Annotated in this window: 17 protein-coding genes; 12 read left to right on the top strand and 5 right to left on the bottom strand. The window is 72.7% G+C overall.

Annotated elements, in window-relative coordinates; genetic code table 11:
- Window positions 1-161: 161 nt before the first annotated feature.
- Window positions 162-1,232 (bottom strand): septation protein SepH, encoded by a 1,071-nt coding sequence (gene sepH / locus H7H31_RS07060; RefSeq protein ID WP_187061275.1) that lies wholly within the window; start codon window positions 1,230-1,232, stop codon window positions 162-164.
- Window positions 1,233-1,698: 466 nt separating this feature from the next.
- On the opposite strand from sepH, the gene H7H31_RS07055 reads away from it, so the two are divergent.
- Window positions 1,699-3,036, top strand: coding sequence for a hypothetical protein (locus tag H7H31_RS07055; RefSeq protein ID WP_187117841.1), 1,338 nt, complete (start codon window positions 1,699-1,701; stop codon window positions 3,034-3,036).
- Window positions 3,037-3,203: 167 nt separating this feature from the next.
- Here the strand turns inward: H7H31_RS07055 and H7H31_RS07050 are convergent, their stop codons facing one another.
- Together H7H31_RS07050 and H7H31_RS07045 are read right to left on the bottom strand one after the other, a co-directional pair.
- Window positions 3,204-4,526 carry a D-arabinono-1,4-lactone oxidase gene (locus H7H31_RS07050; protein ID WP_187060649.1) on the bottom strand — a complete coding sequence of 441 codons (1,323 nt, stop codon included), beginning with the start codon at window positions 4,524-4,526 and terminating at the stop codon, window positions 3,204-3,206.
- Window positions 4,483-5,787 (bottom strand): MFS transporter, encoded by a 1,305-nt coding sequence (locus H7H31_RS07045; protein ID WP_187060648.1) that lies wholly within the window; start codon window positions 5,785-5,787, stop codon window positions 4,483-4,485. The genes H7H31_RS07050 and H7H31_RS07045 overlap by 44 nt, the downstream gene beginning before the upstream one ends.
- Before the next feature lie 139 nt (window positions 5,788-5,926).
- On the opposite strand from H7H31_RS07045, the gene H7H31_RS07040 reads away from it, so the two are divergent.
- Complete coding sequence (locus H7H31_RS07040) at window positions 5,927-7,102, top strand: ferrochelatase (RefSeq protein ID WP_187060647.1); 1,176 nt, start codon at window positions 5,927-5,929, stop codon at window positions 7,100-7,102.
- A gap of 85 nt (window positions 7,103-7,187) precedes the next feature.
- Window positions 7,188-8,000 carry an inositol monophosphatase family protein gene (locus H7H31_RS07035; protein WP_187060646.1) on the top strand — a complete coding sequence of 271 codons (813 nt, stop codon included), beginning with the start codon at window positions 7,188-7,190 and terminating at the stop codon, window positions 7,998-8,000.
- Window positions 8,001-8,079: 79 nt separating this feature from the next.
- On the opposite strand, the gene H7H31_RS07030 is transcribed toward H7H31_RS07035, so the two are convergent.
- Complete coding sequence (locus H7H31_RS07030; RefSeq protein WP_187060645.1) at window positions 8,080-8,256, bottom strand: hypothetical protein; 177 nt, start codon at window positions 8,254-8,256, stop codon at window positions 8,080-8,082.
- A 470-nt stretch (window positions 8,257-8,726) separates the two neighbouring features.
- Between H7H31_RS07030 and H7H31_RS07025 the strand changes: the two genes are divergently transcribed.
- From H7H31_RS07025 to H7H31_RS07010, 4 genes are all read left to right on the top strand, one after another.
- Window positions 8,727-9,380, top strand: coding sequence for a response regulator transcription factor (locus H7H31_RS07025; protein ID WP_176164527.1), 654 nt, complete (start codon window positions 8,727-8,729; stop codon window positions 9,378-9,380).
- A 6-nt stretch (window positions 9,381-9,386) separates the two neighbouring features.
- The gene (locus tag H7H31_RS07020) at window positions 9,387-10,634 is read left to right on the top strand and encodes a sensor histidine kinase (RefSeq protein WP_187117840.1); all 1,248 of its coding nucleotides are present in this window, start codon (window positions 9,387-9,389) and stop codon (window positions 10,632-10,634) included.
- A gap of 464 nt (window positions 10,635-11,098) precedes the next feature.
- Complete coding sequence (locus H7H31_RS07015; protein WP_187062315.1) at window positions 11,099-11,398, top strand: DUF4193 domain-containing protein; 300 nt, start codon at window positions 11,099-11,101, stop codon at window positions 11,396-11,398.
- A 17-nt stretch (window positions 11,399-11,415) separates the two neighbouring features.
- Window positions 11,416-12,273 (top strand): hypothetical protein, encoded by an 858-nt coding sequence (locus H7H31_RS07010; protein ID WP_308284320.1) that lies wholly within the window; start codon window positions 11,416-11,418, stop codon window positions 12,271-12,273.
- Between the two features lie 47 nt (window positions 12,274-12,320).
- Here H7H31_RS07010 and H7H31_RS07005 read toward each other — a convergent pair whose 3' ends face one another.
- Entirely contained in the window at window positions 12,321-12,767 is a 447-nt protein-coding gene (locus H7H31_RS07005; RefSeq protein ID WP_187062314.1) for a DUF3093 domain-containing protein, read from the bottom strand.
- Between the two features lie 59 nt (window positions 12,768-12,826).
- Between H7H31_RS07005 and H7H31_RS07000 the strand changes: the two genes are divergently transcribed.
- The 5 genes from H7H31_RS07000 (at window position 12,827) to kdpA (ending at window position 16,810) form a co-directional block, all read left to right on the top strand.
- Window positions 12,827-13,411 carry a PaaI family thioesterase gene (locus tag H7H31_RS07000; protein ID WP_176164531.1) on the top strand — a complete coding sequence of 195 codons (585 nt, stop codon included), beginning with the start codon at window positions 12,827-12,829 and terminating at the stop codon, window positions 13,409-13,411.
- Window positions 13,408-13,923 carry a dUTP diphosphatase gene (gene dut / locus H7H31_RS06995; RefSeq protein ID WP_176164532.1) on the top strand — a complete coding sequence of 172 codons (516 nt, stop codon included), beginning with the start codon at window positions 13,408-13,410 and terminating at the stop codon, window positions 13,921-13,923. Before H7H31_RS07000 ends, dut begins: the two co-directional genes overlap by 4 nt.
- A 1-nt stretch (window position 13,924) precedes the next feature.
- Complete coding sequence (locus H7H31_RS06990) at window positions 13,925-14,710, top strand: DUF3710 domain-containing protein (RefSeq protein WP_187062313.1); 786 nt, start codon at window positions 13,925-13,927, stop codon at window positions 14,708-14,710.
- A gap of 317 nt (window positions 14,711-15,027) precedes the next feature.
- The gene (kdpF, locus tag H7H31_RS06985; RefSeq protein WP_037896654.1) at window positions 15,028-15,117 is read left to right on the top strand and encodes a K(+)-transporting ATPase subunit F; all 90 of its coding nucleotides are present in this window, start codon (window positions 15,028-15,030) and stop codon (window positions 15,115-15,117) included.
- Between the two features lie 7 nt (window positions 15,118-15,124).
- Window positions 15,125-16,810 (top strand): potassium-transporting ATPase subunit KdpA, encoded by a 1,686-nt coding sequence (gene kdpA, locus H7H31_RS06980; RefSeq protein WP_187062312.1) that lies wholly within the window; start codon window positions 15,125-15,127, stop codon window positions 16,808-16,810.
- The last annotated feature ends 37 nt before the right edge of the window (window positions 16,811-16,847 follow it).

Genomic DNA, 16,847 nt, shown 5'->3' with positions numbered 1-16,847 from the left:
GGCCCTGCCGGCGCGACAGCAACGCCGGCGCGCCAGCGGGGCCTGGCCGACGGAACGGGGCAGGGCGAAGGCGCGCGGGTGCGCGGTGGCCAGGCGCGGGACGGCACGGTGGCGCGCGGTGGTCATCGTCGCACCTCCGCCCATGCCCGCGCCCGTCGCCGCTATTCCTGCTTCTTGCGCCGGGTGCCGAAAACGATCTCGTCCCAGCTCGGCACGGCCGCGCGGCGACCCGGGCGCACGCCGTCCGCCTCGGCCTGCCGGTCCGTCGTCCCCGTCAACCGATCGCGGTGGCCGGCGACCGCCCGGGGCATCAGCACGTCCGCGTACGCCGAACCGGCGCTCGCCGCGGGGGCCGGCTCCACCGGCTCCGCCTCCTCGATGGGCTCATCCGGCGGGTGGGGCGCCTGCACGGGCTCCGGCACGACCATGTCGCCCCGGAAGCTGGGCACGGCCTCCAACAGGCTGGTCAGCGAGTCCCGCTCGGCCGGCGCCTCGTCGAGCACGGCGGGTGCCGACTCCACATCGTCGGCCGCGCCCGACGGGTGCCGCTGCGGGGTGCGGTCCAGCGGCCGGTCGCGCGGTAGCCGCGCGATGCGCGGTACGAACGGGAAGCTCGGCTCCGGGCTGTCGTCGGCCTCGCCGATCAGCGACCTGGCCTCTTCGTCCACGGCCTGCACCAGGCGGCGCGGCGGGTCGTAGGTCCAGCTCGCCGTGTGGGTCTCGCCCGCGACGCGGTAGACGAGCAGCACCTCCCAGGTGCCGTCGTCGCGCCGCCACGAGTCCCACTGCGTGGCGTCCTTGTCCGCCCCGCGCAGCAACAGCCGCTCGGTGACGGACTCACCGAGCTGCGGGCCGGTGTTCTCGCCGGGGCGGCGCACGGGAGTCTTGCGAGCGCGCTCGGCCATGAACGCGCGCTCCGCCAGTACGGGGCCCTCGAACCTGCGCACGCGCTCGACGGGAATGCCCGCGAGCTGGGCGACCTCTTCGGCCGACGCGCCGGCTCGTATCCGGGCCTGGATGTCCCGGGGCCGCAGGTGGCTCTCGACCTCGATCTCGATCTGGCCGAGCCGAGCACGGTCGTTGCGCACGGCAGCGCGCAGCCGCTCGTCGATCGGAAGCGTGTACTCCGTGCTGTCCGCAGCCTTGAGCACCAGCCGTGTGCCGTCGTTGCTGACGGCCACGACACGCAGTTCGGGCATGGGAACCTCCCGGGTGGTGCCTGCCGACGTCACGTGCGTCGCTGCCGTTCTCCCGCTAGATGAGTGTGACCTGCCCAGGTGCAGCCTGCCACAACATTGCCGAGTTGCCTGGCGTGTCGAGCCTAGGCTCTGATCCGCCGTTATGGCACGGTGACGTGTTTACGACCCAAAGAGACGATAGGTCACTCTGCGTAGTACGCGCCATGCCATGTCGCGGCGCCGCTGGTCGAGTTGGCGCCGATGGCCTCTCCCGCTCGGTCCGGGCGGCCGGGCGGGATGGCGAGGCCGGGGTTCGCAACAGTACTCCATTTGGGCCATGTGGGAGGACCGCCGCGCCATCGAAGTTGTCGTGGGCCAGGGGAGTTGAAGGACCGCAAAGGCTGCCTGATCGGGCGCTCGGGTGTCGAGTTTCACAGAATCGACGGAACCGGAACTGTCAGCTTCGCCCAAATGTCACTTCTTTGTGCAAGGAGGATCGAAACGTGACCAGAGGCGGGAGATGCGCAACACAACGGAAAGTGAGGCAAAAGAGAAGACGAAGCGGCTCGAACTGAGTGTCGCTCAGGTCGCCGGCAGTGCCCTGGCGGCCGTGGCCGCCGCCGTGCTCGCCTCTCGACTCGGCGTGTACGGAACCATCATCGGCGCGGGCGTGGTCAGCGTGGTGGCCACCGCGGGCGGCTCCGTCTTCCAGCACTTTTTCCACCGCACGGGGGAGCAGCTCCGCGTGGTCACGGTCCACCATCGACCGCGTGCTCGACAGGTGCCCCACACCGGCGACGGCGCGCCGGAGGCGACACGAGCCTCCGCGCCACCCTCCCGGCACGCGCACACCAGCGCGCGCCGGTCGCCGGCCCCGGGCGCCGCTCATCGCGCGCCGGCGCCGGCCGATGGTCGTGGGGCCGACGCTCCGCGCGACGAGACCGCGACGCGTCCGCTGCCCATGGCGGACGCCGACCGCACCCGGCCGCTGCCGCGGTCCGACCTGGAGCGCACGCGCATGATGCCCCGCGCGTCGGCCGCCGCGATGGCGGAGGAGGCGGACCGCACCCGGGCGCTGCCGCGGGCCTCCGGCGCCGGGCCGCCCGAGGCCCGACCGGGCGCCGACGCCAACCGCACCCGGGCGCTGCGGCGAGTGGACCAGGCGACGCGGCAACTGCGTTGGCCCGAGGCGGCGACCACCGACGGGCCGCCGCCGGCGCGGGACGCGGGCGACACGTCAGGGGCGCCCGCCGACGAGTTCACCGACGCCACCACGCACGGCACCAGGTGGCGGGGCGGCAGGCGCCTGGCACTGGCCGCGCTCGGCGTGTTCCTGCTGGCCATGGCGCTGATCACGGGCATCGAGTGGGCCGCGGGCGGGCCGGTGTCCAACGTGTGGGGCGACGACAAGTCAGGCACCACGTTCAGCAACAGCGTCTCCCGGAGCGTGGACCGCCCGGCCCGGCCCGACCCGGCGCCCACCACTGAGCGGCCGGCGACCGGCGAGGACGACCGGCAGGACGAGGAGGGGCGCGACCCCGACTCGACGCCGGACGAGACGCGGCCCGGCGGCGGCGCCACCGACCCCACCCGCACGCCGACCACCCCGCCCGCCCCCGCCCCCACGGGCGGCGGAGACCAGCGGACGCCCGGTCCCGGGTCCGGCACCCCGTCGAAGCCCGGCACGCCCTCGACGCCGGGCACCATCGCCCCCACGCCGCCCGGCACCGGAGGTGAGAGCGGCCCGGGCACCGACGGCGGGGGCGCCACGGCGGAGGGGGACGGCACCGTTGACGGCGGACAGCGCCCCGGCCAGAACGCGGGCCAGGGCGGGCCCGCGACGTCCCAGGCCGACTGACCCCGCCGCCCACACGTCAGGTCCCGTACTCCCATCCCCACCACGCGGTCGGCGCCGAACCCCGGCGCCGGCCGCGTACGCATGCCGCCCGGAGCGCGAGCGCCGGCGCCGGTCCGCGCGGGTCGGGCGGGGCCTCGCGGTCGGGGCGGGCCGCTGTCGGGGCCGGCTCAGTCGCCGAGCACCCGGCGCAGATACGCGTTGCCGAACGTGCGGTGGGGGTCGAGTCGGTCGCGGACCGCGGTGAACTCGGCGAACCGCGGATACACGCCGGACAGGTACTCCGCGTCCCGACTGTGCAGCTTGCCCCAGTGTGGCCGGCCGCCGTGCGCCGTCATGATGCGCTCCGCCGCGCTGAAGTACGCCTCGTGCGGGGTGCCGCGGTACATGTGCACCGCCAGGTAGGCCGTGTCGCGCCCGGACGCGGTGGACAGCGGGATGTCGTCGGCGGGCGCGGTGCGTACCTCCACCGGGAAGCTGACCCGCGCCCCCGTGCGCTCGATCATCGCCCGCAGCTCGCGCAGCGCCTCGATGGCAGCCGCGCGCGGCAGCGCGTACTCGCACTCGACGAACCGGACCCGGCGCGGGCTGGTGAACACCTTGTACGGGATGTCCGTGTAGGTGCGGGCGGACAGCGCGCGGCTGGAGACCTGGGCGATGCCCGGGATGGTCGCCGGAACGGCGCGGCCCACGGCGCACGCCGCCTGGAAGAGGCCGTTGGAGAGCAGTTCGTCCTCCACCCAGGCGCTGATCCGGCCGGCCGGGGCGAGGGGGCCCGCGCTGCGGTTGTTGCGCTTGGTGAGGCAGTTCCCGGTGTGCGGGAACCAGTAGAACTCGAAGTGCTCGTTCTCGGTCACCAACTGCTCGAAGTCCTCGGTGACCTGGTCGAACGTCATCGGTTCCTCGCGGGCGGTCAGCAGGAACTCGGGCTCCACCGTGAAGGTGAGGGCCGTCACGACGCCGAGTGCCCCGAGCCCGACGCGGGCGCTGGCGAAGACGTCCGGGTTCTCGGTGGCCGAGCAGTGCAGCACCTCGCCGTCGGCCGTCACCAACTCCAGGGCGGTGAGCTGCGCCGAGAGCGAGGCGGAGGAGCGGCCGGTGCCGTGCGTGCCGGTGCTGGTGGCGCCGGCGGCCGTCTGCTCCATGATGTCGCCCATGTTGGCCAGCGACAGGCCGTGCGCGGCCAGCGTCGCGTTCAGCCGTTTGAGTGAGGTGCCGGCGGCGACGGTGACGGTGCCGGCCGCCGTGTCCAGGGCGTGCACCCCGGTCAGTCGCTCCGGGCGGATGAGCAGCCCGTCGGTGGCGGCCGTAGCGGTGAACGAGTGCCCCGTGCCGACGGCCTTGACCGGCAGCCCCGCGTCGACCGCCGAGCGCACCGCGTCGACGACCTCCGCCGTGCTGGTCGGCGCGACGACCCGAGCCGGCCGGGCCGTCACGTTGCCGGCCCAGTTACGCCACGGGCTGGGAGTGCCGCCCGTCCTCCTCGCGACCATCGTTCTCGCGCCGTTCGCCGCCGTCCTGGCCATCCGCATCAGTCCCTCCCTGTGCCGGCGGTATGGTCTCCGCCCGCTGTGCCGGTACGACATGGCGGTAGCCCAGGAACGCGAGCGCCACCGCGGCCACCCCGGCGATCCCCGGCACCGCGTACGCCACCTCGGCCCCCGCCCTGTCCACCACCCGCCCCGAGACGAACGCGCCGAGCGCGATGCCCGTCGCGATCCCGGTGCTGGCCCAGGTCATGCCCTCGGTCAGCTTGGCGCGGGGCACGTGGTGCTGGATGAGGGACATGATGGTCACGCCCGTCGGCGCGATGGCAAGGCCCGCGATGAACAGCACCCCGGTGAGCCAGCCCAGGCCCCCCACGAACGGCAGCGGCAGCACGCTCGCGGCCATCGCGCACACGCCGAGCAGCCAGCGGCGCGCCGGCGGTCCCGTGAGGTGCATCAGCCCGAAGACGGCACCGGCCAGGCACGAGCCCGCCGCGTAGGTCGCCAGGACCAGACTCGCCGCCGACTTGTGGCCCTGCTCCTCGGCGAAGGCCACCGTGACCACGTCGACCGAGCTGAAGATCACCCCGCTGAACACGCCGGTGGTCACCAGGATGCGCAGCGCGGGGGAGCGCAGCGCCGACCGCCTGGAGTGGTCGTCGCCGCGCGGCTGCGGCGTCGGCTCGGTGGCCCGCTGCGCGGTGAGCCAGAACACGCCGCTGGCCAGGAAGCACGCGGCCACCAGCGGCCCGGCCTCCGGGAACCACGTGGTGGACAGGCCGATGGCGATGATGGGCCCGAGGATGAAGCACAGCTCGTCCACGACGGACTCGAAGGAGTACGCGGTGTGCAGCCGGCGCGGCTCGCCGCGGTAGATGTTCGCCCAGCGGGACCTGATCATGGAGCCGAGCGAGGGCACGCAGCCGCCGCAGGCCGCGCACACGAACATCAGCCAGTCCGGCCAGCCGCGCTCGGCGCTCAGCAGCAGGCCGGCGATGGCGGTCAGCGCGATGAGCACGGCCGGCCGCAGCACGCGACGCTGGCCGTGGAGGTCCACGAGCCGGGAGACCTGCGGGCCGATCACCGCGCCCGACATCGCCAGCGTGGCGGCGAGCGCCCCGGCCAGCCCGTACCGACCGGTGATCTCCGAGATCATCGTCACCACGCCGATGCTCATCATCGCCACCGGCATGCGGCCGAGGAACCCCGCGGCGGAGAAGCCCGCAGCGCCGGGGACGGCGAAGATCTCGCGATACGGGTTGGGCACGGGACGCACTCCGCCGATCGAGGGGCCGCTGGGGGACCTGCCGGTAAGGGATGTCTTGAGCCCATACAGCTTACGGCGCGCGGCGACGCGACGCAGGGGTATTTCCCGGCCGTCAGACCCGGGTGGCAGGATCGATCACATGTCTGCCGAGCCCCCTGCCGCACCCCCCGCTCCGACCACCTCCGCCGCCCCGTACGACGCGCTGCTCCTGTTGTCCTTCGGCGGCCCCGAAGGCCCGGACGACGTGGTGCCCTTCCTGGAGAACGTGACGCGCGGCCGGGGCATCCCCCGCGAACGGCTGAAGGAGGTCGGCCAGCACTACTTCCTGTTCGGCGGGGTCAGCCCGATCAACGACCAGAACCGCGAGCTGCTGCGGGCGCTGCGCGAGGACTTCGCCCAGTACGGCCTGGACCTGCCCGTCTACTGGGGCAACCGCAACTGGGCGCCGTACCTCACCGACACCCTGCGCGAGATGGTCCGCGACGGGCACCGCCGAGTCCTCACGCTGGCCACCAGCGCGTACGCGTCCTACTCGGGCTGCCGGCAGTACCGCGAGAACCTCGCCGACGCGCTCGCCACCCTCGCCGACGAGGGCCTGGAGCCGCCGCGCATCGACAAGATCCGGCACTACTTCAACCACCCGGGGTTCGTCGAGCCGATGGTGGACGCGACCCTCGCGGCGCTGGCCGAGCTGCCCGCGGCGGCCCGCGCCGAGGCGCACCTGGCGTTCACCACCCACTCCATCCCCACGGCCGCCGCCGACACCTCCGGCCCGGTCCCGGTGCACACCGAGGGCGGGGAGGGCGGCGCCTACGTGGCCCAGCACCGGGACGTGGCCCGGGTGATCGTGGACGCGGTGCGCGAGCGGACCGGCGTCGAGTACCCGTGGCGGCTGGTCTACCAGTCGCGCAGCGGCGCCCCGCACATCCCCTGGCTCGAACCGGACATCTGCGACCACCTGGAGGAGTTGCACGGCGCCGGGGTGTCCGGGGCCGTGATGGTCCCGATCGGATTCGTCTCGGACCACATGGAGGTCAAGTTCGACCTGGACACCGAGGCCCGGGCCAAGGCCGCCGAGCTGGGCCTGCCGGTGACCCGGGCGGCGACGGTCGGGGCCGACCCGCGGTTCGCCGCCGCGGTGCGGGACCTGGTCCTGGAGCGGGCCGCCACCGAGCGGTTCGCCGCGGCGCCCACGCCGGGCTCGGCCCCGCCCGAGCGGTGCGCGCTGGGCGCGCTCGGGCCCAGCCACGACGTCTGCCCGGTGGGCTGCTGCCCGGCGCGCACCCCACGGCCGGCCGCCGCCGGAGCCGAGTGACCGACCGGCACCCGGGTCCGGCCGAGGCGCCAGCGGCGCGGCCACCATCGAGGAACATCGTTGTCAGCCCAGCGCGAGGAGCACCGTGAACGACCAGCCGACCGGCCAGCTCAAGGCCGAACTCCTGACCGTCGCCCTGGAGGCGGCCCGCCGCGCGGGCGCGTTGCTGCGCGACGGCCGCCCCGCCGACCTGGGCGTAGCCGCCACCAAGACCAGCCCCATCGACGTCGTGACCGAGATGGACATCGCGGCCGAGCGGCTGATCACCGACTTCGTCGGCGAGCGGCGCCCGGATGACGGGTTGCTCGGCGAGGAGGGCGCGAGCCGGGCGGGCACCAGCGGCGTGCGCTGGGTGATCGACCCGATCGACGGCACGGTGAACTACCTCTACGGGCTGCCCTCGTGGTCCGTCAGCATCGCCGCCGAGGCGCACGGGCAGACCCTCGTCGGCGTCGTGGAGGTGCCGATGCGCGGCGAGACCTTCCGCGCCGTGGCCGGCGCCGGCGCCCACCTCGGCGACCGGCCGATACGGGTCCGCCCGGCACCCCCCTTCGAGCAGTCGCTGGTCGGCACGGGCTTCAGCTACCTCACCGAGCGCAAGGTGGCCCAGGCCGAGGTCGTGCGGGCGCTGCTGCCGCAGGTGCGGGACATCCGCCGGGGCGGCTCGGCCGCCATCGACCTGTGCGACGTGGCCTGCGGCCGGCTCGACGGCTACTACGAGCGCGGGCTCAACGCCTGGGACTACGCGGCGGGCGACCTCATCGCCCGGGAGGCCGGCGCGCACACGGGTGGCCGCCCGGGCGAGCCGCTCTCCCCGGACCTGGCCGTAGCCGCCACGCCGGGCTTCTTCGGCCCCCTCCAGAGCCGCCTGGAGGCCCTGGGCGCCTGGCACGACTAGCCGCCCGGAGGGCGCCGCGCCCCGCGTCCGGACACCACGACGCCCCGGTACTGGGCGGGAACCGGGGCGTCGGGTCGGGTCAGGCGGTGGCGGTGGCGGTGACCTGGACGCCGTGCTCGGCGGCCAGCCGGCGGAGATCGTCCAGTTCCGCCTGCTCCACCTCGACCAGGAAGTCATCGCCCGTCTCGCGGGCGCGGGTCAGGTCGGTTTCGGTGGCCTCTATGCGCTGCAGAAGTCCTGCGGTGAACGCGTCCATGGTGCGCCCCCTCGTCGGTGGGTCGGCTCGGTGGCACGGGCTGTGCCCTGGAGGTCCCCGCTCGCTGGCGGGAGAACGATCACGTACGCCGTCCCTGAAAGCGGCGAACGCTGTGAGAACGACAGACGCAGTCGAGTGCCACAGTCAGGGCGTGATCGCGGGGTGTGCAGTCGTCTTCCCCAGCCCTCCACGCCGAGAAACCTCGCCCTTCCAAAGAAATCCTCGGCGCTTGCTCCGGCCCGAAGGACCTTTTCCGGGCCTCCGCCAGGTCGTCCCTTACCGCCGGTTTATCGGGCTTGGGGGCAGGATGGAGACGCTCACCAGGCGTTTGCGTGGTGTGCCGCCCACCGGCGGATGTCCGTGGGGCGAGCGCGCGGCGAACGTCAGGCCAGCAGGCGGCGAACGCCGAGCACATTCAGTCGGCCCCAGCGGGCCAGCCGCCCATCGGGGCGTAGGGAAAGGACAGCACCGTGCGTGTACTCGTCGTCGAGGACGAGCAGCTTCTCGCGGACGCGGTGGCCACCGGGCTGCGTCGCGAGGCCATGGCCGTCGACGTCGTCTACGACGGCGCCGCCGCACTGGAGCGGATCGCCGTCAACGACTACGACGTGGTGGTACTCGACCGCGACCTGCCCCTGGTGCACGGCGACGAGGTGTGCCGCAAGCTCGTCGACCTCGGCCTGCCCACCCGGGTCCTGATGCTCACCGCCTCCGGCGACGTCAGCGACCGGGTGGAGGGCCTGGAGATCGGGGCCGACGACTACCTCCCCAAGCCCTTCGCGTTCAGCGAGCTGATCGCCCGGGTGCGGGCGCTCGGCCGCCGGACGACCGTGGCGCTGCCGCCGGTCCTGGAGCGGGCCGGGATCAAGCTGGACCCCAACCGCCGCGAGGTCTTCCGCGACGGCCAGGAGATCCAGCTCGCGCCGAAGGAGTTCGCGGTCTTGGAGGTGCTGCTGCGCAGCGAGGGCGCCGTGGTCTCGGCGGAGCAGCTCCTGGAGAAGGCGTGGGACGAGAACACCGACCCGTTCACCAACGTCGTCCGGGTGACCGTGATGACGCTCCGCCGCAAACTGGGCGAGCCCGCCGTGATCGTGACCGTGCCCGGCTCCGGATACCGGATCTGACCGGGTATGGCCGCGACCCCTCCCCCCACCCCGCCGCTGCCCACCGCGCCCCCCAAGCCCCACTGGTCACCCTCAGAGCTGGGCCGCCCGCTGCCCTGGCTGCGCCCGACCATCCGGATACGGCTGACGCTGCTGTACGGCGGCATGTTCCTGATGGCCGGCATCCTGCTGCTGTCGATCATCTACCTGCTGGCCGCCGACGCCCTGCACAAGGGCAACGAGCTGCCGTTCCAGATCATCAACGCCGACTACCGGGCCACCAGCGACGTCTGCGACCTGCCCGACCGTGGCAACAGCGCGCAGTTCAACCACGCCGTGGCGCAGTGCATGCAGGGGCAGCGCGAGATGGCGCTGGACGGCCTGCTGCGCAGGTCGCTGCTGGCGCTGCTCGGGCTGACCGTGGTCGCCTTCGCCTTCGGGTACGCGATGGCCGGGCGCGTCCTGTCGCCGCTGGGCCGGATCACGCGCACCGCCCGCCAGGTGGCCGGCTCGGACCTGTCCCGGCGCATCGAGCTGGGCGGCCCGGACGACGAGCTCAAGGAGCTCTCGGACACCTTCGACGAGATGCTGGAGCGGCTCGGCCGGGCCTTCACGGCCCAGCAGCGCTTCGTCGCCAACGCCTCGCACGAGCTGCGCACCCCCCTCGCGATCAACCGCACCCTCCTCGAGGTGCAGCTCTCGGACCCGGACGCCTCGCCGGAGCTCACCCAGCTCGGCAAGACGCTGCTGGCCACCAACGAGCGCAGCGAGCAACTGGTGGAGGGGCTGTTGCTGCTCGCCCGCAGCGACAACGAGATCGTGGACCGCAAGCCGGTGGACCTGGCCGAGGTCGCCACCCAGGCGGTCGACCAGGCGCGTACGGAGGCCCAGGCCAAGGGGGTGGAGCTGCGCGGCGAGCGGCAGCCCGCGGTCCTCCAGGGCAACGGCGTGCTGCTGGAGCGGGTCGCGCTGAACCTGGTGCAGAACGCGGTGCGCTACAACGCCCCCGACGGCTGGGTGCGGGTGGACACCGTGCTGGAGCGGGCGGAGGCGGTGCTGGTGGTCTCGAACACGGGCCCGGTGGTTCCCGCGTACGAGGTGGACAACATCTTCGAGCCGTTCCGCCGGCTGCGGACGGAGCGGACCGGTAGCGACAAGGGCGTCGGGCTCGGCCTGTCGATCGTGCGGTCGGTGGTGCGGGCGCACGGCGGGCGGATCACGGCCGTGCCGCGCGAGGGGGGTGGACTGGTGATCCAGGTCTCCTTCCCGGTGTGAGCGCGTGGGGCCGCGGGCCGGGCGCGGCGTGCGACGCGTCACCCCGGCGAACGGTGGGGGCGCTCCCCAGGGGGCGCACGGGAGCCTGGGAATTTGTTCGCTTTTAGCGGAATTATCCCGACGGGGCGAGATTCATCGCCATGTGTTTTCGATCACACGGACGAATTTTCGGCCACGTACTCTCCGTAGCCGCGGAGAGTGGTGCAAAGCCGGGAAAATCCGGGTTTCCGGGGGCGCCGATCACGGGAAGTACCGGTGAGGGCGCGTGTGAAGGACCCCCCGCGCATCGTGTACCGTCCGACCGCCATCCAAGCCGATCACCTCTTCAGGGGGCCGGTTGGGTGTCGATTGAGTAACAGACCTTGATGTGAGGCAAAATCTCCGCCTCAGGTCGGGCACAAGTCCGGCCTCTCACGCGTTACGTGCGCTGGAGACACCGCAGATACCCAGAGGGGGAGAGCGACATGGCAACGGACTACGACACCCCACGTAAGACCGATGACGACGTCAACGAGGACAGCATTGAGGAGCTGAAGGCACGGCGGAACGACAAGTCCGCGTCCACCGTAGACGTGGACGAATTCGAGCAGGCGGAGGGCCTTGAGCTGCCCGGTGCCGACCTCTCGAACGAGGAGCTGTCGGTGCGCGTGCTGCCGCGCCAGGCGGACGAGTTCACCTGCATGAACTGCTTCCTCGTGCACCACCGGAGTCAGCTGGCCGCCGAGAAGAACGGCCAGCCCATCTGCCGCGACTGCGCGGCCTGAGGTACGGCTCCCTTACGGTGCGGGACGTTTCCCAGCGGGATGACGCGAACGTCGAGCGGGGCCGTGCGGCCTCGCTCGCGGACGCCGTCGGCCGAGGCACGAAGGCCGCCGGCACCGGACTCAGGCGGACCGGTCGCGGCGTACGGGCGGGCGTGAGCGCCGTCGCCGACCGGATCATCGCGAGCGCCCCCCGTGTTCCGGTGCGGGACCTCGCGACGCTGCGAGCGCAGTTCCCGGGGCTCGGCCCCGAGGAGATCGCGGACAAGCTCGTCGCGGGCGCCGCGGGCGCCACCTCGACCGTGGGCGCGGGCGTGGGCGCCGCGGCCATGCTGCCCGTTCCGCCCGCCATGCCCGCCGAGCTCGCCACCGAGATCGTCGGCGTGGCGACCATCGAGTTCAAGCTCATCGCCGAGCTGCACGAGGTCTACGGCGTGCGTGCGCCCGGCACCCTGTCCCAGCGCAGCGCCGCCTACCTCACGGCGTGGACCCAGGAGCGGGGCATCGACGTCGTCAAGCCCGCCAGCTTCAACGCGGCCCTGTCCGGGCCCGTCAAGCGCGAGCTGCGGCAGCGCATCGTCAAGCGCACCTTCCGCAACCTGCCCAACCTCGCACCGTTCATGATCGGCGCGGCCGTCGGGGCGATGATGAACCGGCGCGAGACCAAGCGGCTCGCCGAGAAGGTCCGCAAGGACCTGCGGGCCCGCCAGATCCCCTGGGACCAGCTCCCGTCCCCGGAGCGGGCCGAACAGGTCGCGGGCGAGCTGTCGCCCGCCGGACCCGCTCAGACCTTCACCCCACCCCGACCGGCGGCACAGCTTCCGCCGCCTCCCAAGGCGAAGCGGCGCCGCCTCGGCCGCCGCCGCCCCCGCGACTGAGCCGGCGCACCCGCCACGGCCCCCACCCGTGCCGCCCCGGCCAGGGGCTAGCTCGTTCGTACCGCGGCGATGGCCGCGGCCAGCTTCTTCGGGTGGCGCGTGGACAGGTACAGGTACGGCGTCGGGTCGGCCGGGTCGGTGACCTCGATCCGCAGCGCGGTGGGGATGTAGCTGCGCAGCAGCATGAACGCCCGCGGGTCGGCCTTGGGGCCGCGCCAGGCGACGGCCTCCGCCGGGTCGAGGACCCGGGCCTCGCCCAGCGCCTCCACCGGGATCTTCGCGTCCCCGGCGACCAGCGCACCCGCCACCACCCGGATGCGGACCGAGCCGTACGCGCTGATCGCGACGCTGGCCAGGGCCGACGCTCCGATCAGCCCGCCGAGCATGGCCAGGGTTCCCAGCGGCAGCAGGATCAGCGCCCCCGCCACACCGGTCAGGGCGGCGATGAACCACCAGAAACGGGGTGCGGTCAGGCGTTCCTCGTAAGGCTGCATGGTTTCCAGCTTGGCACGACGGAGCCCGCCGCCCACCAGCGCGGGTAAGGTCTGCACCCGTGAGTGGACGAACGACATCGCTGACGCCGCCGGTCGAGGCCGCGGCGCCGGTGCGACACCCCGAAGCGCCGGCGCCCGGCGAGCTGATCGGCGCGCACTACGACCAGTGCTTCGGCTGCGGCGACGCACAGCCGCACGGCCTGCACCTGGCGATCCGGGCGGGCGATGGCGTCGGCGTCACCGCGCGGTTCACGGTCAAGCGGGCCCACCAGGGGGCCCCCGGGCTCGCGCACGGCGGGGTGCTGGCCACGGCCCTGGACGAGACGCTGGGCTCGCTCGGCTGGCTGCTGCGGGTGATCGCGGTGACCGGGCGCCTGGAGACCGACTTCGTGCGCCCGGTCCCGGTCGACACCGAGCTGTACCTGGACGCCCACGTGGTGGCGGTGCACGGGCGCAAGATCTACTCCACGGCGACCGGTCGGATCGGCGGGCCCGACGGGCCGGTCGCCGTCCGCGCGGACGCCCTGTTCATCGAGGTGAAGGTGGACCACTTCATCGAGAACGGCCGGCCGGAAGAGATCAACGCGGCCCTCTCCGACCCGGACCAGATCAAGGTCGCGCGTGCCTTCGAGGTGAATCCGTGAGCCGTGAGCCCGTAGACGTCCTGATTCGGCGGGTGGACCCGTCGGTTCCGCTCCCCGCCTACGGGCATCCCGGCGACGCCGGGGCGGATCTGGTCACCACCGAGGCGGCCGAACTCGCCCCCGGCGAGCGCGCGGTGCTGCCCACCGGGGTGTCCATCGCGCTCCCGGACGGGTACGCGGCCTTCGTGCACCCCCGCTCGGGGCTCGCCGCCCGCTGTGGTGTCGCCCTGGTGAATGCTCCGGGCACGGTGGATGCCGGGTACCGTGGGGAGATCAAGGTGATCGTGGTCAATCTGGACCCGCGCGAGAGCGTGCGGTTCGAGCGGTTCGACCGGGTCGCCCAGCTCATCGTCCAGCAGGTGGAGAAGGTGCGCTTCCACGAGGTGGTGGAGCTTCCCGGCTCGGCGCGCGCCGAGGGGGGCTTCGGGTCCACGGGGGGCCATGCCGCGGTGGGCGGCTCATCGGGTGGGAATGGATACTCTTCGGTCGGTGCCGACCGGGAAGGACAGTGACGTGTTCGGACGTCGACGCAAGCGCAGTGAGGACGCCGTCGACCAGGTCGACAAGGGCGTGGCCGCCGAGGAGTTGGCCGAGGACACGGCGGACGACGTGGCCGACGACTCGGCCGAGGAGGCGGAGCAGGTAAGCCTGCCGCCCGCGCCGCGCCCCGACGGACCGTGGGACATCTCCGAGGTCGGCAACCCCGGTGAGGGCCGCGTGGACCTCGGCGGGCTGTTCGTGCCCGGGGTCGAGGGCATGGAGCTGCGGGTCGAGGTCGCCGGGGACTCGATCGTCGCCGCGACCGTCGTGCTGCGGGACAGCGCGGTGCAGTTGCAGGGCTTCGCCGCCCCCAAGAACGAGGGCATCTGGCGCGAGGTGCGCGAGGAGATCGCCGGCGGCATCACCCAGCAGGGCGGCGTCATCGACGAGGTGGAGGGCCCGCTCGGCTGGGAGCTGCGGGCCCAGGTCCCGGTGCAACTGCCGGACGGCACCAACGGCGTGCAGCTCGTGCGGTTCGTCGGCGTGGACGGGCCGCGCTGGTTCCTGCGCGGCGTGATCTCGGGTCAGGGCGCGGTCCAGCCCGAGGCGGCCGGGCTCCTTGAGCAGATCGTCCGCGACACCGTCGTGGTGCGCGGCGAATCGCCGATGGCCCCGCGCGACCCGATCGTCCTCAAGCTGCCCGACGACGCGCAGATGGTCGCCGAGGGCGGCGTGCAGCAGGACGAGGCGGCCGGCTCGCGGTTCGCGGGCGGCGTCGACCAGCTCCAGCGCGGCCCCGAGATCACCGAGGTCCGCTAGCCCGAGCGTCCAAGGACGGCCCAGGTCATGGCCGGAAACTGACCTTCAGCGGTGGGCTCCACTCCGTTTCGCGGAGTGGAGCCCACCGCTTTTGCGCAGGTGGAGGCGGTGCGCGTAGGGAATCCGTCAACGCGGCGCCAATGGCCGTATGAGAGCCGTCAACGGACGACTCGGCGTGCGCTGCGGGGGGTTTGCTCTAGGGGTCCGAACGGCTCTACGAACCTCTAGGAGCTCACGATGGCCGACCTGGCCTTCGTCGTCACCACGATCGCGGTCTTCGCGTTGGTGGCACTCGTCGCCAAGGGGGTGACGAAGCTGTGACCGCCGAGAACGTCGTCGGCCTGATCGTGGCCGTCGCCCTGCTGGGCTACCTGGTCCTCGCCCTCGTCTTCCCGGAGAGGTTCTGAGCTCGACATGAGTCCTGTCCTCGCGGGAGTGCTCCAGCTCGCCGCCCTCGTCGGGGCGCTGGCCCTGGTGCACCGGCCTCTGGGCGACTACCTGGCCGCCGTCTACAGCTCCACCCGGCACCTCCGCGTGGAGAAGTGGATCTACCGCTGCATCGGTGCCAACCCGTCCGTGCAACTGCGCTGGCCCGCCTACCTGCGCTCGGTCCTCGCCTTCTCGCTGGCCGGCGTCCTCTTCCTCTACCTGCTCCAGCGCGCCCAGGGCAGCCTGCCGCTGTCGTACGGCTTCACCTCCATATCGCCGCACCAGGCGTTCAACACCGCCGCCTCCTTCGTGGCCAACACCAACTGGCAGTCCTACTCGGGCGAGCAGTCGATGGGCCACGTCGTGCAGACCGGCGGGCTCGCGGTGCAGAACTTCCTCTCGGCCGCCGTCGGCATCGCCGTGGCCATCGCGCTGGTCCGCGGCTTCGCCAGGTCCCGCACCGGCGAACTCGGCAACTTCTGGGCCGACCTGGTGCGCGGCCTGGTCCGGGTGCTGATCCCGATGGCCGTCATCGGCGCGCTCGTGCTGGTCGCCTGCGGCGTCATCCAGAACTTCGCCGGCATCCACGAGATCGGCCAGTTCGACGGCGGCGTCCAGCAGACGAACGGCGGAGCGGTCGCGTCCCAGGAGGTGATCAAGGAGCTCGGAACCAACGGCGGCGGCTACTTCAACGCCAACTCCGCGCACCCCTTCGAGAACCCCAACGGCCTGTCCAACCTCTTCGAGATCTTCCTGATCCTGGTCATCCCCGTCTCGCTGACCCGCACCTTCGGCCGCATGGTCGGCAGCACCCGGCAGGGCTACGCCATCCTCGGCACGATGGGCGTGATCTGGCTCGGCTTCTCCGCGCTGATGCTGTGGACCGAATTCCACCACGGCGGCGCGGCGCTCCAGGAGGCGGGCGGCGCCATGGAGGGCAAGGAGACCCGGTTCGGCGTCGCGGGCTCCGCCCTCTTCTCCGCCACCACCACGCTGACCTCCACCGGCGCGGTCAACTCCTTCCACTCCTCCAACACCGGCCTCGGCGGCGGTCTCGACCTGCTCGGCATGATGCTGGGCGAGATCGCCCCCGGCGGCGTGGGCTCCGGCCTGTACGGCATGCTGATCATGGCCGTCATCGCCGTGTTCATCGCGGGCCTGATGGTCGGCCGTACGCCCGAGTACCTGGGCAAGAAGATCGGCACCCGTGAGATCAAGTTCGCCGCCTGCTACATCCTGGTCACCCCCACCCTCGTGCTCGGCTTCACCGCCGCGTCGCTGGCCCTGGCCACGCCGCCGGACTCGATCCTCAACACCGCCGGTAACTCGGTGCACGGCAGCGGCGCGCACGGTTTCTCCGAGGTCCTGTACGCCTTCACCTCCGGCGCCAACAACAACGGCTCGGCCTTCGCCGGGCTGAACGCCAACACGCAGTGGTACAACACCACGATCGGCCTGGCCATGCTGCTCGGCCGCTTCCTGCCGATGGTCTTCGTCCTCGCCCTGGCCGGCTCGCTGGCCGAGCAGCAGCCCGTACCGAAGACGGCGGGCACCCTGCGCACCGAGCAGCCGCTGTTCGCCGGGCTCCTGGTGGGCGCGATCCTGATCATCACCGGGCTCACCTTCTTCCCCGCGCTCGCCCTCGGACCGCTGGCGGAGGGCCTGGCATGAGCCGCACACCCACCACGACCGACCTTTCCGAGGAAGC

The sequence above is a fragment of the Streptomyces buecherae genome (assembly GCF_014295035.1).
Lineage (GTDB): Bacteria > Actinomycetota > Actinomycetes > Streptomycetales > Streptomycetaceae > Streptomyces > Streptomyces youssoufiensis.
Note: the sequence above shows the minus strand (reverse complement) of the source record. Positions and strands in the feature narration are given on the sequence as shown.